The 23765-nt window shown below is 67.6% G+C and carries 20 protein-coding genes; 11 read left to right on the top strand and 9 right to left on the bottom strand.

Going from position 1 to position 23765, the window contains the following annotated elements:
* Both AC1DBN_RS12825 and nboR read left to right on the top strand, forming a co-directional pair.
* A partial coding sequence (locus tag AC1DBN_RS12825) for a transketolase-like TK C-terminal-containing protein (RefSeq protein WP_477723368.1) occupies positions 1–327 on the top strand: 327 nt, incomplete at its 5' end.
* Positions 328–412: 85 nt separating this feature from the next.
* Positions 413–1048: a nicotine blue oxidoreductase gene (gene nboR / locus AC1DBN_RS12820; RefSeq protein WP_314215768.1), complete on the top strand. Its 636-nt coding sequence runs from the start codon at positions 413–415 to the stop codon at positions 1046–1048.
* Here the strand turns inward: nboR and AC1DBN_RS12815 are convergent.
* From AC1DBN_RS12815 to AC1DBN_RS12785, 7 genes are all read right to left on the bottom strand, one after another.
* Complete coding sequence (locus tag AC1DBN_RS12815) at positions 1037–1678, bottom strand: uracil-DNA glycosylase (RefSeq protein ID WP_477723367.1); 642 nt, start codon at positions 1676–1678, stop codon at positions 1037–1039. The genes nboR and AC1DBN_RS12815 overlap by 12 nt on opposite strands.
* Positions 1679–1704: 26 nt before the next feature.
* A complete protein-coding gene (locus AC1DBN_RS12810) occupies positions 1705–2685 on the bottom strand; it encodes an aldo/keto reductase (protein ID WP_477723366.1) in 981 nt (326 codons plus the stop codon).
* Positions 2686–2739: 54 nt separating this feature from the next.
* Positions 2740–5580 carry a molybdopterin-dependent oxidoreductase gene (locus AC1DBN_RS12805; protein WP_477723365.1) on the bottom strand — a complete coding sequence of 947 codons (2841 nt, stop codon included), beginning with the start codon at positions 5578–5580 and terminating at the stop codon, positions 2740–2742.
* A gap of 2 nt (positions 5581–5582) precedes the next feature.
* Positions 5583–6518 carry an FAD binding domain-containing protein gene (locus AC1DBN_RS12800; RefSeq protein ID WP_477723364.1) on the bottom strand — a complete coding sequence of 312 codons (936 nt, stop codon included), beginning with the start codon at positions 6516–6518 and terminating at the stop codon, positions 5583–5585.
* Positions 6509–7777 carry an XdhC family protein gene (locus tag AC1DBN_RS12795; RefSeq protein ID WP_477723363.1) on the bottom strand — a complete coding sequence of 423 codons (1269 nt, stop codon included), beginning with the start codon at positions 7775–7777 and terminating at the stop codon, positions 6509–6511. Before AC1DBN_RS12795 ends, AC1DBN_RS12800 begins: the two co-directional genes overlap by 10 nt.
* Before the next feature lie 97 nt (positions 7778–7874).
* Positions 7875–9449 carry an NCS2 family permease gene (locus tag AC1DBN_RS12790; protein ID WP_477723362.1) on the bottom strand — a complete coding sequence of 525 codons (1575 nt, stop codon included), beginning with the start codon at positions 9447–9449 and terminating at the stop codon, positions 7875–7877.
* Between the two features lie 6 nt (positions 9450–9455).
* Positions 9456–9950, bottom strand: coding sequence for a nucleoside deaminase (locus AC1DBN_RS12785; protein WP_477723361.1), 495 nt, complete (start codon positions 9948–9950; stop codon positions 9456–9458).
* 419 nt (positions 9951–10369) lie between these two features.
* Here AC1DBN_RS12785 and AC1DBN_RS12780 point away from each other — a divergent pair, with 419 nt between their 5' ends.
* Positions 10370–11755 (top strand): 8-oxoguanine deaminase, encoded by a 1386-nt coding sequence (locus tag AC1DBN_RS12780; RefSeq protein WP_477723360.1) that lies wholly within the window; start codon positions 10370–10372, stop codon positions 11753–11755.
* A gap of 31 nt (positions 11756–11786) precedes the next feature.
* The gene (ligD, locus tag AC1DBN_RS12775) at positions 11787–13031 is read left to right on the top strand and encodes a non-homologous end-joining DNA ligase (protein WP_477723359.1); all 1245 of its coding nucleotides are present in this window, start codon (positions 11787–11789) and stop codon (positions 13029–13031) included.
* On the opposite strand, the gene AC1DBN_RS12770 is transcribed toward ligD, so the two are convergent.
* A complete protein-coding gene (locus AC1DBN_RS12770) occupies positions 13028–13213 on the bottom strand; it encodes a hypothetical protein (RefSeq protein ID WP_477723358.1) in 186 nt (61 codons plus the stop codon). The two genes, ligD and AC1DBN_RS12770, sit on opposite strands and share 4 nt — an antisense overlap.
* Before the next feature lie 356 nt (positions 13214–13569).
* Between AC1DBN_RS12770 and pucL the strand changes: the two genes are divergently transcribed.
* Both pucL and AC1DBN_RS12760 read left to right on the top strand, forming a co-directional pair.
* A complete protein-coding gene (gene pucL, locus AC1DBN_RS12765; protein ID WP_477723357.1) occupies positions 13570–14478 on the top strand; it encodes a factor-independent urate hydroxylase in 909 nt (302 codons plus the stop codon).
* A 134-nt stretch (positions 14479–14612) separates the two neighbouring features.
* Entirely contained in the window at positions 14613–16118 is a 1506-nt protein-coding gene (locus AC1DBN_RS12760; RefSeq protein ID WP_477723356.1) for a nucleobase:cation symporter-2 family protein, read from the top strand.
* 188 nt (positions 16119–16306) lie between these two features.
* Here AC1DBN_RS12760 and AC1DBN_RS12755 read toward each other — a convergent pair whose 3' ends face one another.
* Positions 16307–17062: an IclR family transcriptional regulator gene (locus AC1DBN_RS12755; protein WP_015938365.1), complete on the bottom strand. Its 756-nt coding sequence runs from the start codon at positions 17060–17062 to the stop codon at positions 16307–16309.
* A gap of 243 nt (positions 17063–17305) precedes the next feature.
* Between AC1DBN_RS12755 and AC1DBN_RS12750 the strand changes: the two genes are divergently transcribed.
* From AC1DBN_RS12750 to AC1DBN_RS12730, 5 genes are all read left to right on the top strand, one after another.
* On the top strand, positions 17306–18751 hold the full coding sequence (locus AC1DBN_RS12750) for an NAD-dependent malic enzyme (RefSeq protein ID WP_314215104.1): 1446 nt from the start codon (positions 17306–17308) through the stop codon (positions 18749–18751).
* A 50-nt stretch (positions 18752–18801) separates the two neighbouring features.
* Positions 18802–20400, top strand: a complete 1599-nt coding sequence (gene aceB, locus AC1DBN_RS12745; protein WP_477723355.1) for a malate synthase A — start codon at positions 18802–18804, stop codon at positions 20398–20400.
* Between the two features lie 3 nt (positions 20401–20403).
* Complete coding sequence (locus AC1DBN_RS12740; protein ID WP_477723354.1) at positions 20404–21702, top strand: DUF6986 family protein; 1299 nt, start codon at positions 20404–20406, stop codon at positions 21700–21702.
* Entirely contained in the window at positions 21695–22507 is an 813-nt protein-coding gene (locus AC1DBN_RS12735) for a bifunctional allantoicase/(S)-ureidoglycine aminohydrolase (RefSeq protein WP_091723056.1), read from the top strand. Before AC1DBN_RS12740 ends, AC1DBN_RS12735 begins: the two co-directional genes overlap by 8 nt.
* 95 nt (positions 22508–22602) lie before the next feature.
* Positions 22603–23757 (top strand): serine hydrolase domain-containing protein, encoded by a 1155-nt coding sequence (locus AC1DBN_RS12730; protein WP_477723353.1) that lies wholly within the window; start codon positions 22603–22605, stop codon positions 23755–23757.
* The last annotated feature ends 8 nt before the right edge of the window (positions 23758–23765 follow it).

Below are 23765 nucleotides of genomic sequence, written 5' to 3'. Positions count from 1 at the left end.
GTCCCGTTCGTCACCCAACAACTCGAAGGCGCCACCGGCCCCGTCGTCGCCGTCTCCGACTACATGAAAGCCGTCCCCGACCAGATCCGCCAATTCGTCCCCAACGAATACGCCACCCTCGGCGCCGACGGCTTCGGCTTCTCCGACACCCGCGCAGCAGCCCGCCGCTACTTCAAAAACGACACCCACTCCATCGTGGTGAAGGCGCTGCAAATGCTCGCAGCCAGGGGTGACGTTGAGGCGGGTGCGCCTGCCTACGCCATGGACCGGTACAAGCTCCTGGACGTCACCGCCGGCACCACCGGCGGTGTGGGCGGCGACGCCTGACAATGCAGTGCCTGATGGACATCAAGGCGGCTGGGACAGTTTCCGAGGGAACTGCTCCGGCCGCCTTTATGGCTAGGGTGCAGGTATGACAACAGGGAGCGGGCAGACGCGGCGCACCACGGGCATCGTGCTGGCCGCGGGGGCCGGGACACGCCTGGGCCTTGGGCCGAAGGCGCTGCTGCCCTACCGCGGGCGGCCGCTGGTTGAGGCCATCGCCGGAACACTGTTCGACGGCGGCTGCCGGGACGTGGTGGTGGTCCTCGGCGCGGGTGCCGCGGAGGTTGCCGCGGCGGCCGATCTGGGCCGGTTCCGGACCGCCGTCAATCCGGACTGGCTGTCCGGCATGGGAAGTTCGTTCCTGCTCGGCGAAAAGAAAGCAGACCCTGCGGACCACCTGCTGGTGGCCCTCGTGGACCAGCCCGGGCTCACGCCGGAAACGGTGGCGCGGCTGCTCGCCGTCCACCGCCCGGGCCGGATCACCGCCGCCGCTTACCGCCGTCGGGATCTCCCTGACGGCGGTCCCGGCAGCCACCTCCAGCGCGGCCATCCACTGCTCATCGACTCATCCCTGCGGGCGGCTGTCGCCGCAACGGTGACCGGCGACGCCGGGGCCCGCGGTTTCCTGCGCGCCCACCCCGAGCTGGTGGATGAGGTGGATTGCAGCGACCAGTCCACCGGCGAGGACATCGACACGCCGGACCAGCTGGGCTTACTTCAGTAGCAGCTGCTCCAACCCGCTCTTAAAACTGGCCCGGCCGCCGTGGGCCGGGTGCCGGATCTTGGGCGCATCCAGTCCGCTCCGGAGCAGGCTGCGGTGGGCCACGTTGCCCACAGCCACGATGGTGCGGACCGCGAAGAGCTCCGCCAGGGCCTGCCAGAACGGGGTGCCCAGGGCCGCTTCGGACGGCCTCGGCGTGCGGTTGGTCAGCGGCTGCCCCGGCTTGTGCGGATGCCACGGGAAAGCGCTCCACAGCAGCGGCAGGACGCCGAGTTCGGCCAGGACCTCCCACATCACCGTTGCCGTGGGTTCCGCCGCAACCCCTGCAGCCTCGGGCGGCAGGACGTATCCCTTGCCGGGGCCGAACAGCCCAAAGCTGTTGGCCGGCCCCTCTAAGATGGTGCGGTTGGTGAAGGGCACGCCGGTAATCCGCATGCCCCGGAAGCCCGGCGCCTCGCCCACCAGCAGGATCGATGGCCGGCGTTCCAGCATCTCCTGCAGATAAAGCTTCAGGTTGTTCCGGCGCAGCGCATTATCCGGGACGGTGTGGTCGAAGAAGTTGGTCGAGTCAGCTCCAGGCTCCACGGCAGCGAGCGCGCCAAGGAACGCGTCGACGCTGTCAGCGGGCCGCATGGAACTGTCCGGACCTGGAATCCCTGCTACCAGCGCGGGTGGATGGCCTCGCGGAAGTAGTGGTCGTAGATCCAGCGGACTCCCTCGCCGAATTCGTCGGTGACAGCCACGGATGCGGCGGCAGCGTTCGCCACGGCCTGGTCCACGTTGCGGGCACCCGGGATCACCGTGGTGACGCCGTCCTGCGCAGCGATCCAGGCGATGGCGGCCTGGGCGGTGGTGGCGCCGGCGGGGACCAGCTGTTCGAACTCGGCCACAGCCTTCAGGCCGAGCTGGTAGTCCACGCCGGAGAAGGTCTCGCCCACATCGAACGAGCCGCCGTCGCGGTTGTAGTTCCGGTGGTCGTTCTCCGCGAACGTGGTGTCCTTGGTGTATTTGCCGGACAGCAGCCCGGACGCCAGGGGGACGCGGGCGATGATGCCCACGCCGGCTGCCTTCGCGGCGGGCAGGACCTCGTCGAGCGGCTTGAGCCGGAAGGCGTTCAGGATGATCTGGACCGAGGCCGTTCCCGGGCGCCGGATGGCTTCCAGGGCTTCGTCAGTCCGCTCCACGCTGACGCCGTAGTTGCGGATGGCGCCTTCGGACACCAGGGTGTCCAGGGCGTCGTAGACCTCGTTGCTGCTGAACACCGGCGTAGGCGGGCAGTGCAGCTGGACGAGGTCCAGGGTGTCCGTTCCCAGGTTCTTCCGCGAGCGGTCAACCCACTGGCGGAAGTTGGCCAGCGTGTAGTTTTCCGGGCGCTGGTCCATCCGGCGGCCCATCTTGGTGCCCACGGTGATGTCCAGCCCGGGGTTGTCGGCCAGGAACTTGCCGATGGCCTGTTCGCTCTTGCCATCGCCGTACACGTCAGCGGTGTCGAAGAAGGTCACACCGGCTTCGGCGGACGCCGCCAGGATGGCCTGGGCCTGGGCCGGATCCACGTGGCCCCAGTCCGCGCCAAGCTGCCAGGTGCCCAGCCCCACGATGGAGACGTTCCGTCCGGTCCTGCCTAAAATCCGTTGTTCCATCCCCCGACTATAGGGGGCAGCCCGGCAGCCACCGGAATTTTACGGCCCGCCGGTTCACCGCACCGGCTGGGAATGGACGTGGTCCGCGGATACCAGCCCGGCTTCCTTCAGCCCCAGGTAGATCCGGTCCCTGGCAATGGGCAGCGACGCGAACCGCACTCCGGTGGCGTTCCGGATGGCATTGGCCAGCGCCGGTGCCACCGGGTTGAACGGGCTTTCGCTCATGGACTTGGCACCGAGCGGGCCGAGCTTGTCGTTGGTATCGGCAAAGTACACCTCGCTCCGCGGCACGTCCGCGAAGGTGGGGATGTGGTACTGCCGCAGGATGTCCGTGGTGACCTTGCCAGCGTCGTCCACCACCACTTCCTCGTACAACGCCGCACCAATGGCCTGGGCAATGCCGCCCTCGATCTGGCCGCGGCACTGCCGGGGATTCACCACCACGCCGGCGTCGGCCGCCTGCACGCTTTGCAGGATCCTCAGTTCTCCGGTGTTTCGGTTCACCGCCACGCGGAAGCCGTGAACATTGAACGCCACGGACCTCGGGGTTCCGCCCCAGCGGCCTTCGGCAGCGAGTTCGACGCCGGCCTCCTCAGCTGCCTGCGCCAGTTCCGACAGTGCCACGGGGGTCCCGTCCACCACCACTGCGTCTCCGTCAAGGACGCAGGCGGAGGCCTGGGTCTGCCGGATGCCCGCGGCAAAGGCCCGGATGCGGACGGCCAGTTCCTCGGCCGCAGCAAGCGTGGCCTTTCCGGCCACCACCGTGCCGGCCGAGCCGAACGCGCCGGTATCGTGCTCCACCAGGTCCGTGTCGGACTGCCGCACCGCCACCCGGACGGCCTCCGTGGACAGCGCGGTGGCGGCAAGCTGGGCGTGGACGGTGGTGGTGCCGTTGCCGAACTCGGCCGTGCCGACGTCGGCCTGGTACGTTCCGTCGGGCAGGAGCCGCATCCGCGAGTGGGCGAAGTGTCCGCGCGGCGGGACAGTGTCGATCATGGACAGCGCGGCGCCCTCGCCGGTCATCCAGTCAGGTCCCAGCTGATCCAGCCCGGCGGCCCGGTACCGCTCCAGGCCGCGGTCCAGGGCGCCGCGCACCAGGTCAAGGCACTGGTCCAGCCCGTAGCTGCCGTAGTGCACGTCTTCCTCAGGTTCCGGGTGGGTGGACAGCATGTGGTCACCTTCCCGCACCATGTTCCGGCGGCGGAACTCGTACGGGTCCATGCCGATGCCGGCGGCGAGTTCGTCCATGGCGGACTCCACCGCGAAAATCATCTGGCTCAGCCCGTATCCGCGGAACGCCCCGGCCGGGACCGTGTGGGTGTACATGGCGCGGGCGTCCACTTTTTTGTTGTCGCACTTGTACACGGCCAGGGATTCGCCGCAGCCGTGGAACATGACGCCGGGGCCATGGTTTCCGTAGGCGCCGGTGTTGGTGAGCACGTCCAGCTCCAGGGCGGTGAGGTGGCCGTCCTTGCTGGCCCCGGCCTTGAGCTTGATGGTGAACGGATGCCGCGTGGTGGTGGCGGTGAACTGTTCGGTGCGGGTGAGTTCCAGCTGGACGGGCCGCTTCAGCTTCAGGGCCGCGAGCGCCACGAGGTCCTCGGTGAGGACTTCCTGCTTGCCACCGAAGCCACCCCCAACCCTGCCTGCCACCACATGCACTTTGTCCTCGTCCAGCCCGTACACCCGGCACAGGGTGCGCCGGACCAGGAACGGTACCTGGCTGGAGGTGCGGACCTGGAGCCGGCCTTCGGCATCAACGGAGGCGATGGCCGCGTGCGTTTCGAGCGCCACGTGCTGGACCCGCTGTGTTTGGTATGTCTGTTCGTGGATGAAGTCCGCTTCCGCGAAGCCGCCGGCCACGCTTCCCAGTTCGGAATGCAGCTCCGCCACCACGTTGCGGTCCGGCCTGGAGATCCGTGCGGTGGCGCCGTCCTTCTCGCCGTGCACCAGCGGAGCGCCCGGGCGCAGGGCATCCTGCGGCGTGAAGACCGCGGGCAGTTCCTCGTACTCCACCGCGAGCGCCCGTACGCCCGCTTCGGCGGCAGCGACGGATTCGGCCACGACGGCTGCCACGCGCTGCCCGATGAACCGGACCACGTCATCCAGCACGCGGGTATCGTCCGGGTCGTCGGTGAACAGTTCGTGCTGCGCGGTGGAAAACAGCTGCTCCGGGGCGTCGTCTGAGGTGAAGACAGCCACCACGCCGGGGATCCGGAGGGCAGCGTCCTTGTCGATGGACACCACCCGCGCGTGGGCGTGCGGTGAGCGGAGGAGCTTCAGGTGCAGCAGTGCCTGCTGCTGGTCCTGCGGAATGTCCAGGGTGTAGCGGGCCGCGCCGGTGACCACCGCGCGGCTGGCGGGTGCGGGGACGTCGTCACCGAGCTGGCCGGGTTCCGGGTCCGGCTGGCTCGCCCCGGCGATACCCGAGCCCTGCCCCTGCGGATCCGGGTGCCCGGCATGGCCGCAGACGGCGTCGGCGATGGCTCGGTAGCCCGTGCAGCGGCAGAGGTTGCCTTTGAGGTTGCGGGGCAGGTTGTCCTTTTGTTCGTCGTCGAACGTGGCGGCTGTCATCACCATGCCCGCGGTGCAGAAGCCGCACTGGAAGCCCTGCCGTTCCATGAACTGCTGCTGCACGGGGTGCAGGCCGGGACCGTCGCCGGATGCGGCGGCCAGTCCCTCGATGGTGGTGACTGCCCGCCCGTCGGCACGGACGGCGGGATAGATGCAGCTGTGGACCGGTGTGCCGTCCACGTGGACCGTGCAGGCGCCGCAGTCGCCGCCGTCGCAGCCCTTCTTGACACCGGGGTTTCCCTGTTCCCTGAGGAAGGTCCGGAGGCACTGGCCCGGGCGGGGATCGGTTTCGGCCGGTGCGCCGTTGATGTTGATGGCCATGCTCAGGCCCCTTTCGGAAGTGCTGTGGAACCGGAGGCCGGGGTGCTCCGGGGCGGCCAGAAGTCGCCGGAGACGGTGAGGCCCGCCGCTCCTGTCCCCTCGGGTGCCGCCAGTTCGGTACGGATTTCCTCGGCCAGCCGGTAGGTCATGTCCCTCCGCCAGGCCGGGAGCCCGTGGATGTCATCGTGGTACAGGCCGGCAGGGATGGCGTCCTCGAGTGCGGCCGCCAGATGGTCGGCGTCCGGGATCGTGTCGAAGCGCAGCTGTACGGGCCGCTTGGTGGCTGCGGTGACGGTCAGGACCAGGGCGGTGCCGCCGTCGAGCCTTCCGATCAGCAGTACCCCGGACCGGCCCAGGTTGCTCAGCGACAGGCGGCGGAACGCCACCCTCGAAGAAAGGGCCGACGCCGGGAGGTGGACGCTGCGGAGCAGCTCGCCCGGTGCCAGGCAGTTCTTCGCGTCCCCGGTCACGAAGTCCGCGACGGGGACGCTGCGGCTGGTACCGCCGGGGCCCACGACGGTGGCCACGCCGTCCAGTCCCGCGCACAGCGAGATGACAGGGCCTGCAGGCAGCGAGGTGCACAGGTTGCCGCCCACGGTGGACATGTTCCACACCTTGAAGGAAGCAACGAAAGAATCGCAGCACGGCCGGACCAGGTCCAGCGCCGGCCAGGGCAGGCCTGCGGCGTCCGGGAATTCCGGGAGGCGGTACAGCTCGGCGATGGTGCAGGTGGCGGCGAGGTCTATCCCGTCGCGGGTGACGGTGACAGGTGTCCAGCCTGCTGCGCCGAGGTCGAGGAGGCGCCTGACCGGCTGGGGTCCGAAGGCGTAGCTGCCGTAGGAGAACAGGACCGTGCCGCCGGCAAGCCATGCGTCGCCGTCGCGCCACTGTGCGGGGTCCGTGGTGGGGACCACGGCCTCGATGGTGTTCATGTCCATGCGTTCTCCTGCTGGTAAAGGATGGTGGACGCCGACGGACCGGCCGTCGGCGCCTGGTCTGCGTGGTGCCCGTGGATGGGCCCGGAACGGTCCCGGAGCGGAATGCCGGTGGCGGCGCGGGTCCGGGCGGCGATGAGCTCGGCCGTGATGGACACGGCCACCTCCGCCGGGGTGACGGCGCCGAGGTCCAGGCCGATGGGTGAATGGAGCTGGGCGATCCGGCCGGGCGGGATGCCCGCACTGAGAAGGTCGTCGACGCGCTGCAGGTGGCTGCGCCGCGATCCCATGGCCCCCACGTAGGCGAGGTCGAGGCGGAGGGCCGTTTCGAGGAGCGGAAGATCGAACTTGGGATCGTGCGTGAGGACGGCCGCCACGGTGCGGCTGTCCAGCCTGCCCGCCGCTGCCTCGGCCGCCAGGTACCGGTGCGGCCAGTCCGTGACTACGGCATCCGCTGCGGCGAACCGCGGCTGGTTGGCGAAGGCCGGGCGGGCGTCCACGAGGGTCACGTGGTAGCCCAGGAGCTTGGCGGCGGGGACCAGGGCGGCGCCAAAGTCATTGGCGCCAAACACCAGCATCCGCGGCGGAGCCAGCCGGGATTCCACCAGCACAGCCGGTCCCCCGTGGCTGCCCACTGCCCGGTCCGGAAGGCATCCTTCCGGACCGGGCAGCGGAACCAGCCCGGCTCCGCCGGCCCGCAGCAGCGACTGTACGAGGGCAGGGATTTCCGTCTCTGCCCGATTGGGTCCGGCAGCATTCAACAGCGCCGCTAGTTCCGGTGCCGCCCCGCTGGCCCTGGCCGGATCCGGCAGGACGACGGCGGCCCCTCCCCCGGCGGCACCGTCCGGAGACAGGCGCCGCACCAAAGCAACGGGTTCGCCGGCCAGCATGCCCGCCAGCTGGATGAGGGCTGCGCGCAGCGGGTGCGCAGTACCGCCGGGCACGGCAGCGGGCACCGGTTCCACGTGGATGTCCAGCTCTCCGCCGCAGGTGAGCCCGGCGGCGAAGGCGTCCGTGGAACTGAAGCCGAAGGTCTTCCGGCGGCTGCCGTCGTCGTCCATGGCTTCCTGCGCCAGCGCCACGACGGCGCCCTCCACGCATCCGCCGGAGAGGCTGCCCAGCACAGCCCCGGATTCAGCAACCAGCATGGAGGTGCCCACCGGCCTGGGCACCGAACCGCCGGCGCCCACAATGGTGGCCACGGCAAACCGTCCGCCCAGGTGGGGCGTCCAGCTGCCGAGCAGGGGAATCAGGTCAAGCATTGTGGTGCTCCTTCTTCCGCGCGGCGGTGGTGTCCATATTGTCGTTCCTCGCAGGTGGTTGGGGAAGGTTGCCGCGGCCGAACGGGCGCGCGGCGGGTCAGCCGCCCAGCAGGGCGTTGATGGGACCGCGGGCGAAGTACACCAGGAACCCGGCGCTGACCACCCACATGAGCGGATGGATTTTCTTCGCCTTTCCGGACGCGGCGCCGATGATGGCCCAGCTGACGAAGCCCACGCCGATGCCGTTGGCGATCGAGTAGCTCAGCGGCATGGTCACGATCGTGAGGAATGCCGGCAGCGCCACCGTGAACTTGGTGAACTTGATCTCGCGGATCTGGGCCATCATCATGGCGCCCACCACCACCAGGGCCGCAGCGGCGACCTCCAGCGGCACCACACTGGTGAGCGGGGTGAGGAACATCGAGCCCAGGAACAGCACGCCGGTGACCACGGAGGCCAGGCCGGTGCGGGCCCCTTCGCCGATGCCGGCAGCGGAGTCGATGTAGACCGTGTTGGAGGAACCGGACGTGGCACCGCCGGCAACAGCGCCGAAGCCTTCCACGATGAAGGCGGACTTGAGCCGCGGGAACGTTCCGTCTTTGTGTGCGACGCCGGCGCTCTTGGCCAGGCCGGTCATGGTGCCCATGGCGTCGAAGAAGTTGGTGAACACGAGGGTGAAGACCAGCATGGTGGCTGCAAGCCCGCCGATCCTGGCGAACGAGCCGAAGAAGTCGAACTGGCCCACCAGGCCCAGGTCCGGAGCTGACACGAGCTGGCCGGACAGGACGGGGGTGTTCAGGTGCCAGCCACCGGGGTTGGTGGCGCTGGCGGGGCCGATCTTCATGAAGGCTTCGACGACGGCGGCCAGCACGGTGGTGCCGACGATGCCGATGAGCAGGCCACCCTGGACCTTGCGGGCCACCAGGATGCCCATGGCCAGGAGGCCAACGACAAACACCAGCGTGGGTATGGAGGTGATGGAGCCGCCGTCGCCCAGCTGGACGGGGGGACCGCCCGCGGTGGGCCGGACGAAGCCGGAGTCCACGAAGCCGATGAAGGCAATGAACAGGCCGATGCCCACGGTGATGGCGGCCTTAAGTTCCTTGGGTACTGCCCGGAAGATGGCGGTCCGGGCGCCGGTGACGCCGAACAGCACGATCAGGATGCCGTTGATCACCACCAGGCCCATGGCTTCAGGCCATGTGACCTCCTGGATCACGGAGACGGCCAGGAAGGAGTTGATGCCGAGGCCGGCTGCGAGGCCGAACGGCAGGTTGGCGATGAGGCCGAAGAGGATGGTCATGACGCCGGCGGTGAGGCCGGTGACGGCCCCCACCTGCGCTGCGGAGAGCCATCCGCCCGCCACGTCGGTGGGGGCGTTGTCCGCGCTGAAGCCGCCCAGGATCAGGGGGTTCAGGATGACGATGTACGCCATGGTGAAGAACGTGACCAGGCCGCCGCGGAATTCGCGGGCGAGCGTGGAGCCGCGCCGGGTGATGTGGAAGAACCGGTCAAGGATGTTGTTCGGGGCCGGCGGGGTGCTTCCTTGCCGTCCCCGCCCGGTTGCCGTTTGCGTGTCGCGTGCCCCTGTGGGCTCTGCACTGTTGTCCCCATTCGGGAACAGTGCAGCCTGCTTTTCAGAGGAGTTGTCCAGGATTGTCATGTCAGCCACCGGGCCCTAGTAGTCAATCCTGGATTCGAGCGTGTTCCAGGTGTTGAACGGCTCCAGCGGGGCCGGTGCCTGGGGATCGGCCAGTTCCAGCTTGGAAACCGGCATCAGGGAGTCCCTGTCCTGGTTGTCGAAGTACTCGTAAAAGACGGCGTCGTCGAAGCCCACCGAGGCGGCGTCGTGGCGGTCCGCGGCGAAGACCACGCGCTCCACGCGGGCCCAGAGTGCCGATGCCAGGCACATGGGGCACGGCTCGCAGCTGGTGTAGAGGACGGCGCCGCTGAGGTCGAAGGTGCCGAGCTCGCGGCAGGCGGTGCGGATGGCGGTGACTTCGGCGTGGGCGGTGGGATCGTTGTCCGCGGTGACGCGGTTGACGCCGTCGAACGCCTTGCCGTCCGCGGTGACGATCATGGCGCCGAAGGGCCCGCCACTGTTGAGGACGTTGGCTGTTGCCAGCCGGATGGATCGGGCCAGGAACTGCTCGGCCGTGACGGTGGTACTCATGATGCGACTTCCTTAGTGCCGGGAAGCCTGAAGCCGCGCAAAGGACCAGAGGAACCAGGTGCGAACGGTTACCAGGCTTCAGCATGTGCTGTGAAGGTTTAGTTGCGCCTGGTAGATAGCTTCCCGGGTTCGGGTGCCCGCCTTTGGCAGAATCGAGATTAGCACCGGTTTGTGGTCCACGCCATAGGTTTCTGGAAATTTAATTTCGCAATGTGAAATCCACGTTACGTCGTGCTCACACTCCCGGCAGGCCACCGGTCACATTCCGCGGCCATTGACGCAGGTCACCGCATTCCCTACGCTGGTGCGGACCCGGACCGCCCCGCCGCAAGGCAGCTGGCAGCCGGCCACCTGGATCAGCAGACAGGGCCTCACTGAGCTGGAACGTGCAGAACTCCGCTCAGACAAGGATGCCTTCCATGACTCTTCCCACCCCCGCTTCCGCCACTCCTGATGCCGCTGCCCGGCTCTGGATCCGGAATCCCCTGGCTGCCTTCACCGCCAATTCCCTCGACGCCTCGGGCGGCCTGGTCATCAGCAACGGTGTCATCACGGAGGTCCTCGCCGCGGGCCAGCAGCCCTCCGCACCCTGCTCCCAGACTTTCGACGCCGGCAGCCACGTCCTGCTCCCCGGGCTGATCAACACGCACCACCACTTCTACCAAACCCTGACGCGCGCATGGGGGCCGGTAGCCAACGCCCCGCTGTTCCCCTGGCTGCAGAACCTGTATCCGGTGTGGGCGCGGCTCACGCCGAAGGACCTCGAACTCGCAGCCACGGTTGCCCTGGCCGAGCTGCTGCTGTCCGGCTGCACCACCGCGGCGGACCACCACTACCTGTTTCCGGCCGGCCTCGAAGACGCCATCGACATCGAGGTGGCCGCGGTGCGCCGGCTGGGCATGCGCGCCACGCTCACCCGCGGCTCCATGACCTTGGGGACGGACGACGGCGGCCTGCCGCCACAGTCCACGGTGCAGGACCCGGAGGTGGTGCTGGCGGACAGCGAGCGCCTGGTCTCTGAGTACCACGAGCGCGGCGAGGACGCGGCCATCCAGATCGCTCTGGCGCCGTGCTCGCCGTTCTCGGTAACCAAGGAAATCATGGCCGAAAGCTCGGCCCTTGCCGAACGGCTGGATGTGCGGCTGCATACGCACCTGGCCGAAACGCTGGACGAGGAGGACTTCTGCCGGGAACGGTTCGGACTGCGGACCGTGGATTACCTGGACAGTGTCGGCTGGCTGACGGACCGCACCTGGCTGGGGCACGGCATCCACTTCAGCGACGCGGAGATCAGCCGCCTCGGCGCGGCCGGAACCGCCGTCGCGCACTGCCCCACCTCCAATATGCGCCTCGCTTCGGGGACGGCCCGGGTCCTGGAACTGGAGGCCGCGGGCGTCCCCGTGGGGCTGGGAGTGGACGGTTCGGCGTCGAACGATGCCTCCAACATGATCCTCGAAGCCCGGCAGGCCCTGTACCTGCAGCGCCTCCGCTATGGTGCGGACGTTCCGGTGGAGCGGGCGCTCGGCTGGGCTACGCGGGGCTCGGCGGCGGTGCTGGGCCGGAAAGGACTGGGCCAGCTGGCACCCGGGATGCAGGCCGACCTCGCCCTGTTCAAGCTGGACGACCTCCGCTTCTCCGGCAGCCATGACCCCATTGCGGCGCTGCTGCTGTGCGCGGCCGACAGGGCCGACCGGGTCATGGTGGGTGGTCAGTGGCGCGTGGTGGACGGCCGGATCCCCGGGCTGGACATCCCCGCGCTGATTGCGGAGCACTCCACGGCAGCGCGCAGGCTGGTCAACGGCTGACAGGCATCAGCGCCGCTGCTAGCGTGGCGCCATGACTCCGTCAAAGACGCCGGCCGAGATCCTGGACATCGAGGGTGTTGAGGTCCGGATCTCGAGCCCGGACAAAGTGGTGTTCCCCGAGCCGGGGCTGACCAAGCTGGACCTGGTGCGGTACTACCTTGCGGTTGCGGAGGGTGCGTTGCGGGGCGCCGGCGGCAGGCCCATGGTGTTGAAGCGTTTCCCGAAGGGCATCGACGCCGAGCCGTTCTTCCAGAAGCGCGTCCCGGAAAACCATCCTCCGTTCATCGACACCACCACGCTGCACTACGCCTCCGGGACGTCGGCGGAGGAAGCTGTCATCCGGGACGCGGCCGGCCTCGCGTGGGTGGTGAACCTCGGCTGCCTGGACCTGAACCCGCACCCGGTCCGCGCGGAGGACCTGGAGCACCCCGACGAGCTGCGGGTGGACCTGGACCCGATGCCCGGCGTGGACTGGTCACAGATCGTGGACGTGGCCTATGTGGCGCAGGAGGTCCTCGACGACGTGGGGCTGGTGGGCTGGCCGAAGACCAGCGGATCCCGCGGGCTGCATATCCTGGTGCGCATCGCACCGGAGTGGTCCTACAAGGATGTCCGGCTGGCCGCCGAGACCCTGGCCCGCGAGGTGGAGAACCGGGCACCAGGCCTGGCCACGGCGCGCTGGTGGAAGGAGGAGCGCGGCGAGAGCGTGTTCGTTGACTTCAACCAGAATGCAAAGGACCGCACAGTGGCATCGGCCTACTCGGTGCGCGCCTTGCCCGATGCGCGGGTGTCCACGCCGCTCACCTGGGACGAGGTCCGCACTGTCCGGCCCGAACGGTTTACGGTCCCAACGGTCATGGAACGGTTCGCGGACATCGGAGATCCCCATGCGGGCATTGACGGCGCCGCCGGGTCGCTGGACGGGCTGCTGGCCCTGGCGAAGGAGCTTGGCCCGGCAGAGAAGGCGCCCCGCGGCGCGAACGGCACCGGGCGCCGGCAATCCCTGATGCCGCTGATCGAGGTGGCGCGCACCAAAACCAAGCCGGAGGCGCTCAAGGCGCTGGAGGAATGGAAGTCCGGGCACGCCGTCGTCGTCAAATCCCTGCAGCCCGCGGACATCCTGGTGGACGGGATGCGGGGTTCAAGCTCGCTCTGGTACCGGGTGCGGGTCAACCTGCAGCACGTCCCGGAGGCGGACCGGCCGGGCCAGGAAGATCTCATTGCGGACTACGATCCGTGGGCCGGAAAGGAATGGCCCGGCCGCCCCGGGGCTTAACGCTGCCGGCCGAAGCCCGGGAGTGCGGAAATCCAGCGCGAGAAGCGGCTGGGCTCGTGGACGCGGTCCTCCGGAACATAGAAGTCCGGATCGGGGCCGCCGCCGAGGGGGAGGTAGAACTCCGGGACCGCACTGCCCGCCGTGTTCGCCGGTGCAACTGCCTGTGACTCCTGCTGGTACATCTGATCCTCCTCGTTTTCTGATTTCGTATTGCGGAAACTTAATTTTGCTGTGCGAAAAGACTAGAGGGATTCCCAGCGCTGAGTCAATGGTCCTGCGTCCGTCGCTTCGGGCTTGCCGGTCACAATCGGATTTTTCAACTTGTGATGTACACCACCGGTTTGCGGGGGTACGCTGTTAGGCAACTCGTGGCGCAGGTCACGTAACCTGGGAGCAGCAGGCAGGGTCGTAATGAGCTGGCATCAATGGATGCCGGCTCTTTTTTGTTGGGTCGGCTCCACCGGAAACGCGCTTGAAATGCGCGCTTAATTTCAGTGATGGAACCTTGGTTCCACTTACCGGAGATTGGGAAAAGACCATGAGCAGCAAGATCATTCTCGGCGAAAACCAGTACGGCAAGGCCGAAGTCCGCGTCGTCAAGATCACCAGGGACACCAACCGCCACGAGATCGAAGACCTGAACGTCACCTCGCAGCTGCGCGGCGACTTCTCCGCGGCCCACCTGGAGGGCGACAACGCCCACGTGGTGGCCACGGACACCCAGAAGAACACCATCTACGCCTTCGCCCGCGACGGCATCGGCTCCCCGGAAGCATTCCTGCTGCGCCTCGGCGAGCACTTCACCTCCAGTTTCGACTGGGTCAGCGGCGGCCGCTGGGAAGCCGAGTCCTACTCCTGGAACCGCATCCAGGCCCACGGCAGCGAACACGACCATTCGTTCGTCCGCAACGGCCAGGAAGTCCGCACCGCGGTCCTGGTCCGCGACGGCGCCACCAGCCACCTGGTTTCGGGGCTCAAGGACCTGACCGTCCTGAAGTCCACTGAATCAGGCTTCGTCGGCTACCCCCGGGACCGATACACCACCCTCCCGGAAACCACTGACCGTATCCTCGCCACGGACGTTTCCGCCCGCTGGCGCTTCAAGGCCGGCACCGACTTCAGCTCCCTTGACTTCAACAAGAGCTACGACGACGTCAAGGGACTCCTGCTCGAAGGATTCACCGAGAAGTACTCCCACGCCCTGCAGCAGACCCTGTTCGACATGGGCACCAAGGTCCTGGAGGCCCACAGCGAGATCGACGAGATCAAGTTCTCCATGCCCAACAAGCACCACTTCCTGGTGGACCTGTCCCCCTTCGGGCTGGACAACCCCAATGAAGTGTTCTTCGCAGCCGACCGCCCGTACGGCCTGATCGAGGCCACCGTCCAGCGCGACGACGCCACCGCAGCAACCGCAGCCTGGTCCGGTATCGCCGGCTTCTGCTAAGCCTGCCCGCTATTTGGTGTGGACGGGCCCGATCCCCGGTGGTTGAGCCCGTCCGCACCACCCCACAGCTTCACCTGTTAGCCAGACAACGTTAGCCAGACGATGACGTCTGCCATGAACCAAGAAAGTCTGCCATGAACACCAAGAAGAAACCGGCCGCCGCAGCCGCCGGACACAGCGCCCGGCCGGGCCGCCCGGAAGACCAGCGGCTCCCGCTGGGAAGCACGTTCGCCTACGGCTTCCAGCACGTCCTCACCATGTACGGCGGCATCATCGCCCCTCCCCTGATCATCGGCGCAGCGGCCGGCATGTCCTCGCAGGACATCGGCCTGCTTATTGCAGCCTGCCTCTTTGTCGGCGGCCTCGCCACCATCCTCCAGACCATCGGCGTCCCGTTCTTCGGATCCCAGCTTCCCCTGGTCCAGGGCGTATCCTTCGCCGGTGTCTCCACCATGGTGGCGATCGTCCACGGCGGCGGCGGCATCCAGGCGGTCTTCGGATCGGTCATCGCGGCCTCGCTCATCGGCCTGCTGATCACCCCGCTGTTTTCGAAGATCATCCGCTTCTTCCCGCCCGTGGTGACCGGAACGGTGATCACCACCATCGGCCTGACCCTGATGCCCGTGGCCGCCAACTGGGCCATGGGCGGCAACAACAAGGCGGACAACTACGGCAGCATGGCCAACATCGGCCTCGCCGCCGCCACCATGGGCATCGTCCTGCTCCTGAGCAAGGTGGGCAGCGCGGCCATCTCCCGGCTTTCGATCCTTCTGGCCATGGTGCTGGGCACCGGCATTGCCTTCGCGTTCGGCATGGCGGACTTCTCCAAGGTGGGCCAGGGCGAAATCGTCGCCTTCCCCACCCCGTTCGCCTTCGGCCCGCCCACTTTCGAGATCGCGGCCATCATCTCCATGCTGATCGTCATCCTGGTCACCCTGACCGAAACGTCAGCGGACATCATTGCGGTGGGTGAAATCGTGGGCACCAAGGTGGACTCCAAGCGGATCGGCAACGGCCTCCGCGCGGACATGCTCTCCAGCGCCATCTCCCCGCTGTTCAACTCCTTCACGCAGAGTGCGTTCGCCCAGAACGTGGGCCTGGTGGCCATCACGGGCGTGAAAAGCCGCTTCGTGGTCAGCGCCGGTGGCCTGATCCTGGTGATCCTCGGCCTGCTTCCGGTCCTGGGCCGGGTTGTCGCAGCGGTCCCCACGCCCGTCCTGGGCGGCGCCGGCGTGGTCCTCTTCGGCACCGTGGCCGCCAGCGGCATCCGCACGCTGTCCAAGGTGGAGTACAAGAACAACATGAACCTGATTGTGGTGGCAGCCTCCATCGGGTTCGGCATGATCCCCATTGCCGCACCGTCGTTCTACGACCACTTCCCGTCCTGGTTCAGCACCATCTTCCACTCCGGCATCAGCTCGGCAGCGGTCATGGCCATCCTGCTGAACCTGCTGTTCAACCACCTCAAGGCCGGCAACTCGGACAACCAGTCCGTCTTTGTGGCCGGCACCGAACGCGTGGTGCAGGAACAGGACATCAAGTGCCTGGTGGACGGCGACCGCTTCGAAGGCGGCAAACTCCTCGACTGCGACGGCAAGGAAGTCCGCGTCGAGTCAGCCCAAAAGGCATCAGAGCATTAGCAAAGACTCAGCCAACGACGGCGGCCCGCACCTTTTCGCCAAAGGTGCGGGCCGCCGTCGTCCGTCCCCACCCGTCCCCTAACCTCGCAAGGCCACATGGGCTCCCCGCCCTCGCAAGCTCGGACCGGGCCCCTCGCCCGCGCGGCTCCACGGCCAGGGAACCCTGCGGGCGTGGGCCCATCAAAAGGTTAGGTGCGGTTCAGCTCGCGGGAGATGGTCTCGGCCGCCTGGCGGAGCACCGGCACGGCTTTATCCGCGAAGTGCTCGTCCACCCGGGACACCGGCCCGGAAACGGAGATCGCCGTGGGCGTGGGGGCGTTGGGGACGGCCATGGCGAAGCAGCGGACGCCCAGCTCCTGTTCCTCTTCGTCAATGGAGTAGCCACGTTCCCGGATCAGCTTGAGGTCGGCCAGGAGTTCCTCGACGTCGCCGATGCTCTTCACGGTGGGCGTGGGCATTCCCGCACGGGCCACGATGCCGCGGACGGTTTCGTCGTCCAGCTGGGCCAGGATGGCCTTGCCCACGCCGGTGGCATGGGTATGGGCGCGCCGGCCCACCTCGGTGAACATCCGCATCGAGTGCAGCGAGGGCACCTGGGCTACGTAGATGACCATGTCCGAATCCAGCACGGCCATGTTGGAGGTCTCACCGAGCTGGTCCACCAGGGCCTTCAGCTGGGGACGGGCCACCGCACCAAGCTGCTTGTTGGCGCCTTCGCCGAGCCGGATCAGCCGCGGGCCCAGGGCGTAGCGGCGGTTGGGCAGCTGCCGGATGTAGCCCAGCGACACCAGGGTCCGCAGCAGGCGGTGGATGGTGGGCAGCGGCAGGTCGGTGGAGGAGGACAGCTCGCTCAGCGTGACGTCACCGCCGGCATCCGTGATCAGCTCCAGCAGTTCAAAGACGCGCTCTACCGACTGCACGCCACCGGACGCTTTTTCTGCCATTCCGTTGTCTCCTACGGCTCGGAATCCGACAACTCTTATCCACATCGTGAAAAGAGTGCTTAGAACACCCAACATACATCAAGCGCAGAGTTGCGGGCACGCGCCGGCACCCACGTCCTCCAGTCGCATTCGGAGGGGTTGTATTTCCGTCTTGTAGATAATAATATCCATAATACGAAAACATTCGTAGAGAACAGGCTTACCGGAACAGGCCGATGCACGGCCCCAACAGGAGGACATTCAATGGCGAACCCCAGCCCCGGAAACTCGATCACCCTGCGCGTCGAAGCGCCGTCCAGCTTCAGCGCCACGAGCGAGCTCGCGGCCGCAGTGGGTGCGGCAGGCGCCGCCATCACCGCCCTGGACGTCAGCGAGTCCCACCACGAGACCCTCGTTGTGGACGTCACCTGCAACACCACCGACGACGAACACGCCGCCCGCGTCAAGGACGCCCTGAACGCGCTCGACGGCGTCACGGTCCAGTACGTCTCGGACCGCACCTTCCTGATGCACCTCGGCGGCAAGCTCGAAGTGGTCCCCAAGGTAGCCCTGCGCAACCGCGACGATCTCTCGCGTGCCTACACCCCCGGCGTCGCCCGCGTCTGCCTGGCCATTGCCGAGGACCCCGCCGCTGCCCGCAACCTGACGGTCAAGCGCAACACCATCGCTGTGCTCACCGACGGTTCCGCCGTCCTGGGCCTGGGAAACATCGGCCCGGCCGCCGCCCTCCCCGTCATGGAAGGCAAGGCAGCCCTGTTCAAGCAGTTCGCCAACGTGGACGCCTGGCCGGTCTGCCTGGACACCCAGGACACCGAAGAAATCATCATGATCGCCAAGGCCATGGCCCCGGTCTACGGCGGCATCAACCTTGAGGACATCGCCGCACCGCGCTGCTTCGAGATCGAGAACCGCCTCCGCGAGGAACTGGACATTCCGGTGTTCCACGACGACCAGCACGGCACCGCCATCGTCACACTCGCAGCCCTGGTCAACGCGCTGCGCGTGGTGGGCAAGAAGCTGTCCGAGGTCAGGATCGTCGTCTCCGGCGTCGGCGCCGCGGGCTCAGCCATCATCCAGCTGCTCAAGGCCCAGGGCGCGGAACATATCGTCGCCGCCGGCCGTTCGGGTGCCATCCACTCCGGCGAAACCTACAGCGACGAGCACCGCAGCTGGATTGCCGCGAACACCAATGAGGAAGGCTTCGCCGGCACCCTGCACGAGGCCCTCGTCGGCGCGGACGTGTTCATCGGCGTCAGCGCCCCGCACGTCATCGGTGAAGAACAGGTGGCTTCCATGGCCGCGGACGCGATCGTGTTCGCCATGGCCAACCCCACGCCTGAAATCGACCCCGTCATCGCCGCCAAGCACGCGGCAGTGGTGGCCACCGGCCGCAGCGACTTCCCCAACCAGATCAACAACGTGCTGGCCTTCCCCGGCTTCTTCCGGGGCCTGCTGGACGCCGGAGCCTCGGACATCACGCCCGAAATGCTGGTGGCCGCCGCGGAAGCCATCGCCAATCGGGTAGCTGACGATGAGCTCAATGCCAGCTACATTATCCCCAGCGTCTTCGATCCCCATGTGGCCGCCGATGTTGCCTCAGCCGTTGCCGCCGCAGCGCACGCCGCCAACGTGGCAACCGCCGCAGCGTCGGAGCAGACGGAACCGGAAGCCGCCCTGGCCAACGCCTGATTCACCGCCTGACTTCAGCACAAGTCTTCAGCCTAAGGAAAGGACCAGAAATGGCCATCACTGTCACAGATCCCCTGCCGATCAACCGCGCGGAGGAGATCCTCACCCCCAAGGCGCTGGCGTTCGTGGAGGAACTGCACAACCGGTTCGCCGGCACCCGCAACGAGCTCCTGGCGGCCCGTTCCGCCAAGCGGCAGCGCGTGGCCGACACCGGCAAGCTGGACTTCCTGCCGGAGACGCAGGACGTGCGCGACGGCGACTGGAAGGTCGCGCCCGCGCCTGCGGCCCTGCAGGACCGCCGCGTGGAGATGACAGGACCTGCCTCGCCGGCGAAGATGGCCATCAATGCGCTGAACTCGGGCGCCAAGGTGTGGCTGGCGGACCTTGAGGACGCCAGCACACCCACCTGGGGCAACGTCATCGACGCCATCCTGAACCTCCGCGACGCCGCCCAGGGCACGCTCAGCTTCACCTCGGACGAGGGCAAGGAATACAAGCTCCGCACCGACGCGCCGCTCGCCGTCGTGGTGGCCCGCCCCCGTGGCTGGCACATGCAGGAAAAGCACCTGCTGATCAACGGCGAACCGGCCGTTGGCGCACTGGTGGACTTCGGCCTGCACTTCTTCCACGTCGCCAAGCAGCTGGTGCTGAACGGGCAGGGCCCGTACTACTACCTGCCGAAGATGGAAAGCCACCTCGAGGCCCGGCTGTGGAACGACGTGTTCGTGTTCGCCCAGGACTTCCTCGGACTGCACCAGGGCACCATCCGCGCCACGGTGCTGATCGAGACCATCCCGGCCGCGTTCGAGATGGACGAAATCCTCTACGAGCTGCGGGACCACGCCTCGGGCCTGAACGCCGGCCGCTGGGACTACCTGTTCAGCATCATCAAGTACTTCCGTGACGCCGGCGAGGAGTTCGTCCTGCCGGACCGCGCCTCCGTGGCCATGACCGCGCCCTTCATGCGCGCCTACACCGAGCTGCTGGTCAAGACCTGCCACCGCCGCGGCGCCTTCGCCATGGGCGGCATGGCCGCCGTCATCCCCAACCGCCGCCACCCGGAGGTCACCGCAGCGGCCTTCGAAAAGGTCCGGGCGGACAAGACCCGCGAAGCCAACGACGGGTTCGACGGTTCCTGGGTTGCGCACCCGGACCTGGTGTCCACCTGCCGTGAGGTGTTCGATTCCGTGCTCGGCGACAAGCCGAACCAGGTGGACCGGCAGCGGCCCGAAGTTTCCGTCACGGCCGAACAGCTGCTGGACGTCTCCTCCGCCGAGGGCCAGGTCACCGAGGCTGGGCTGCGCCTGAACCTGTACGTCGCGGTGGCCTACACAGCCGTGTGGCTGTCCGGAAACGGTGCCGTTGCCATCCACAACCTCATGGAGGACGCCGCCACCGCGGAGATCTCCCGCTCGCAGGTCTGGCAGCAGATCCGCAACAAGTCCGTCCTCGCCGACACCGGCAACACCGTCACCAAGGACCTGGTGGAGCGGATCCTGGGCGAGGAAACCGAGCGGCTCCGAACCGAAGTGGGCGACGAAGCCTTCAGCCGGTACTACCAACCGGCCAGCGACCTGATTGCTGACATCTGCCTCTCGGACGGTTACACGGACTTCCTCACCACCCCCGCTTACGAACTGGTGGGCTGAGGCATGGCCGCAACACCCAAACCCTCGCTGTCCGCGGGAGACCTCGCCGCCATCGACGGTCAGCTGGCCGCCACGGACCACCTGCTCGAGCAGAACTACCCCGGCGACGACGGCTCCCGCCAGCCCGTACACACGGTGTACGTACCTGCGGACCGGTTCACGCCGTCGTTCGCTGCCCAGTGGGGCGCCGAGGCCAGGGCCACCGTGGACGCGCACGGCGGCTACGGCAAACTGGGCCGGCTCCTGGGGCAGGAACCCGGCCTGGCCGAGGCCGTGGCCGCACGCGTCGAAGCCAAGCTCGCCAGCGAACCCATCGAGGACCTGCGCCTGGACTTCGAGGACGGCTTCGGGGACAGGGGCGACGACGCCGAGGACGCCGCCGCTGTTGCCGCGGCTTCCGCGGTGGCCCAGGCCGTCGCGGCCGGGTCCGCTCCCCCGTTCGTCGGCATCCGCTTCAAATGCTTCGAAGCAGCCACCCGGGCCCGCGGCCTGCGCACCCTGGACCTGTTCGTGTCCGGACTCGCCGCTGCCGGCGAGCTGCCCGAGGGACTGGTCCTGACCCTGCCCAAGGTCACCACCGTGGCCCAGGTCCGGGCCATGGACTACGCAGTGTCCCGGCTGGAGGAAGTCCACTCGCTGCCCGCCGGGCGGCTGCGCTTCGAGGTCCAGGTGGAAACACCCCAGCTGATCCTGGGCCCGGACGGCACCTCGCCGGTGGCGCAGCTGCCGCATGCCGTGCCGGGCCGCATCAGCGGGCTGCACTACGGCACCTACGACTACTCCGCCTCACTGCAGATCTCCGCCGAATACCAGTCCATGGAGCACCCTGTGGCCGATTTCGCCAAGGAAGTCATGCAGCTGGCCGTCGCCGGCACCGGCATCCGGCTCTCCGACGGGTCCACCAACATCATTCCGGTGGGCGACAACGTGGAGAATGCCTGGCGGCTGCACGGACGGCTGGTCCGCCGGTCCCTGGAACGCGGCTACTACCAGGGCTGGGACCTGCACCCGGCCCAGCTTCCCAGCCGGTTCGCCGCCACCTATGCCTTCTACCGCGAAGGCCTCCCGGCTGCCGCTGCCCGCCTCCGCAACTATGTCGAACGCACCGAAGGCGGCGTCATGGACGAGCCCGCCACCGCCCGTGCCCTGGCCGCCTTCGTCCTCCGCGGCGTCCAGTGCGGCGCAGTAGGTGCCGAGGAAGTCCAGGCGCTGGCCGGCGTCGGGATTCCCCAGCTCACCGCACTGGCGCACCCGCGGCTCGCCACCTCCACCACCTCAGCAAAGGATCTCCTCCATGGGTAAGTACTACTCCCCCACCGGCGGCCTGCCCCCGCAGACGCACCTGACCACCGAACGGGCCATCGTCACCGAGGCCTACACCGTGATCCCCAAGGGCGTCATGACGGACATCGTCACGTCCAACCTGCCCGGCTTCGCGAACACCCGCTCGTGGATCATCGCCCGCCCCATCTCGGGCTTCGCCACCACGTTCTCCCAGCTGATCGTGGAGATCGGCCCCGGCGGCGGCGCACCCAAGGCCGAGTTCGAAGCCGGCGTCGAAGGCGTGGTCTTCGTGACCCGCGGACAGGTCAACCTCACCCTCGACGGCGAACTGCACCAGCTCGAGGAAGGCGGCTACGCGTACCTTGCCGCCGGCGCGGAATGGGGCCTCGAGAACGTGTCGGACGACGTCGTGTCCTTCCACTGGATCCGCAAGGCCTACGAACGGCTGGAAGGCTTCGAGGCCAAGTCCTTCGTCACCAACGAAAAGGACGTCCAGCCGACGTCCATGCCGGACACCAACGACGCCTGGAAGACCACGCGGTTTACCGACTCCAGCGACCTGGCGCACGACATGCAGGTGAACATCGTGACGTTCCAGCCCGGCGGCGTCATCCCGTTCCCCGAAACCCACGTCATGGAGCACGGCCTGTACGTCCTGGAGGGCAAGGCCATGTACCTGCTCAACAACGACTGGGTGGAGGTGGAGGCAGGCGACTTCATGTGGCTGCGCGCCTTCTGCCCGCAGGCCTGCTACGCCGGCGGCCCCGGCGAATTCCGCTACCTGCTGTACAAGGACATGAACCGCCAGGTGAAGCTCACCTAGGCGCCTCGCCCCTTCCACCCCAGTAGCAGCATCTGCCCGTTTTGGATCCCCAAAAGGACAGGTGCTGCTGCTGGGTTGGGGGGGAAAATGGGTCCATGGGTGCGCGCCGGGGCGGCGGATGGATACGGGCGGCTGCTGCCCTGTGCACGGCCCTGATCGCAGCTGCCGGCTGCACCGGCGAACCCCGCCCTCCGGATCCCACTCCGACGGACCCGGACACAGCTGCCGCTTTCGCCCTCCTGGAAGCTTTCAGCGACCGCATGATCGGCGAGGGCGCACCCGCTGTCCTGATTGACGTCCGGTACGGAGGCAAATCCTGGACTCACGCGGCCGGGGTGCGGAGCCTGGAAACGCGCGAACCTGCAACGGCGTCCGACCCCGTCCGGGTTGGCGGCATCACCGAATCATTCGTGGCGGTATCCGTGCTGAAGCTGGTGGCCGAAGGAAAGTTGGGCCTCGAGGACCCCGTGAGCCGCTACCTGCCGGAGTTCGGGAGCGTCCTGCATCCGCCCGGCCCCGTCAGCGTGCGCCAGCTTTTAACCCATGAATCGGGGCTGCCCGACTTCACCGATCCACTGCTGGCATCCGGCTCCTGGGAACAGGTCACGGTCCGGAAGGTCAGCCTCGAACAGCAACTGACCCTGGCGGCCACCGTCCCGTGGGAGCCGCGGCTGGCACGGATCTTCAACTATTCGCGGACCGACTACGCGGCGCTGGCCCTGATCGTGGAACGGCTCCGCGGCCAGGACATTGCACAGGCCCTGGACACGGACATAGCGCGTCCGCTGGGACTGGCTGCAACCCGGCTTGGCGGGCCGGGCCTTCCAGGCATGGTCCATGGCTACGTCACGGTAGGCGGAGCGCGCCTGGATGCCACCATGCCCGAATGGCAGGCGGAGGCTCCCTCGTCCGGAGCAGTTTCCACCCTCCCGGAAGTGAACCGGTTCTACGCCGCGCTCCTGACGGGTGAACTGCTCCCGCCGGACAGTGTGACTGCCATGAAGGGCGGCTACCTGCAGTACTACGGCTTTGCGCTGCGCCGCTGGAACAACACCTGCAACAACCGCTTCTACTACGGCCTGCCCGGCGATACCGACGGCTACGGAACCATTGTCATGACCAGCGAGGACGGCAAGACCCAGCTGGCCATGGCGGTGGCTTATCCCCCCGAACCGCCTACCCTGGGGGTCAACCCGTTGATTTCCGAGCTCACGGACGTGTCCCAGGACGCGCTCAACCACCTGTGCTGAGCGGCGTT

This window comes from Pseudarthrobacter sp. 10T415 (genome assembly GCF_056394175.1).
Note: the sequence above shows the minus strand (reverse complement) of the source record. Positions and strands in the feature narration are given on the sequence as shown.

Excerpts from the sequence above, each read along its gene's own strand:
- nboR (WP_314215768.1), top strand. The coding sequence starts at position 413 with ATGACAACAGGGAGCGGGCAGACGCGGCGCACCACGGGCATCGTGCTG.
- AC1DBN_RS12815 (WP_477723367.1), bottom strand. The coding sequence starts at position 1,678 with ATGCGGCCCGCTGACAGCGTCGACGCGTTCCTTGGCGCGCTCGCTGCC.
- AC1DBN_RS12810 (WP_477723366.1), bottom strand. The coding sequence starts at position 2,685 with ATGGAACAACGGATTTTAGGCAGGACCGGACGGAACGTCTCCATCGTG.
- AC1DBN_RS12805 (WP_477723365.1), bottom strand. The coding sequence starts at position 5,580 with ATGGCCATCAACATCAACGGCGCACCGGCCGAAACCGATCCCCGCCCG.
- AC1DBN_RS12800 (WP_477723364.1), bottom strand. The coding sequence starts at position 6,518 with ATGGACATGAACACCATCGAGGCCGTGGTCCCCACCACGGACCCCGCA.
- AC1DBN_RS12795 (WP_477723363.1), bottom strand. The coding sequence starts at position 7,777 with ATGCTTGACCTGATTCCCCTGCTCGGCAGCTGGACGCCCCACCTGGGC.
- AC1DBN_RS12785 (WP_477723361.1), bottom strand. The coding sequence starts at position 9,950 with ATGAGTACCACCGTCACGGCCGAGCAGTTCCTGGCCCGATCCATCCGG.
- AC1DBN_RS12780 (WP_477723360.1), top strand. The coding sequence starts at position 10,370 with ATGACTCTTCCCACCCCCGCTTCCGCCACTCCTGATGCCGCTGCCCGG.
- ligD (WP_477723359.1), top strand. The coding sequence starts at position 11,787 with ATGACTCCGTCAAAGACGCCGGCCGAGATCCTGGACATCGAGGGTGTT.
- AC1DBN_RS12770 (WP_477723358.1), bottom strand. The coding sequence starts at position 13,213 with ATGTACCAGCAGGAGTCACAGGCAGTTGCACCGGCGAACACGGCGGGC.
- pucL (WP_477723357.1), top strand. The coding sequence starts at position 13,570 with ATGAGCAGCAAGATCATTCTCGGCGAAAACCAGTACGGCAAGGCCGAA.
- AC1DBN_RS12760 (WP_477723356.1), top strand. The coding sequence starts at position 14,613 with ATGAACACCAAGAAGAAACCGGCCGCCGCAGCCGCCGGACACAGCGCC.
- AC1DBN_RS12755 (WP_015938365.1), bottom strand. The coding sequence starts at position 17,062 with ATGGCAGAAAAAGCGTCCGGTGGCGTGCAGTCGGTAGAGCGCGTCTTT.
- AC1DBN_RS12750 (WP_314215104.1), top strand. The coding sequence starts at position 17,306 with ATGGCGAACCCCAGCCCCGGAAACTCGATCACCCTGCGCGTCGAAGCG.
- aceB (WP_477723355.1), top strand. The coding sequence starts at position 18,802 with ATGGCCATCACTGTCACAGATCCCCTGCCGATCAACCGCGCGGAGGAG.
- AC1DBN_RS12740 (WP_477723354.1), top strand. The coding sequence starts at position 20,404 with ATGGCCGCAACACCCAAACCCTCGCTGTCCGCGGGAGACCTCGCCGCC.
- AC1DBN_RS12735 (WP_091723056.1), top strand. The coding sequence starts at position 21,695 with ATGGGTAAGTACTACTCCCCCACCGGCGGCCTGCCCCCGCAGACGCAC.
- AC1DBN_RS12730 (WP_477723353.1), top strand. The coding sequence starts at position 22,603 with ATGGGTGCGCGCCGGGGCGGCGGATGGATACGGGCGGCTGCTGCCCTG.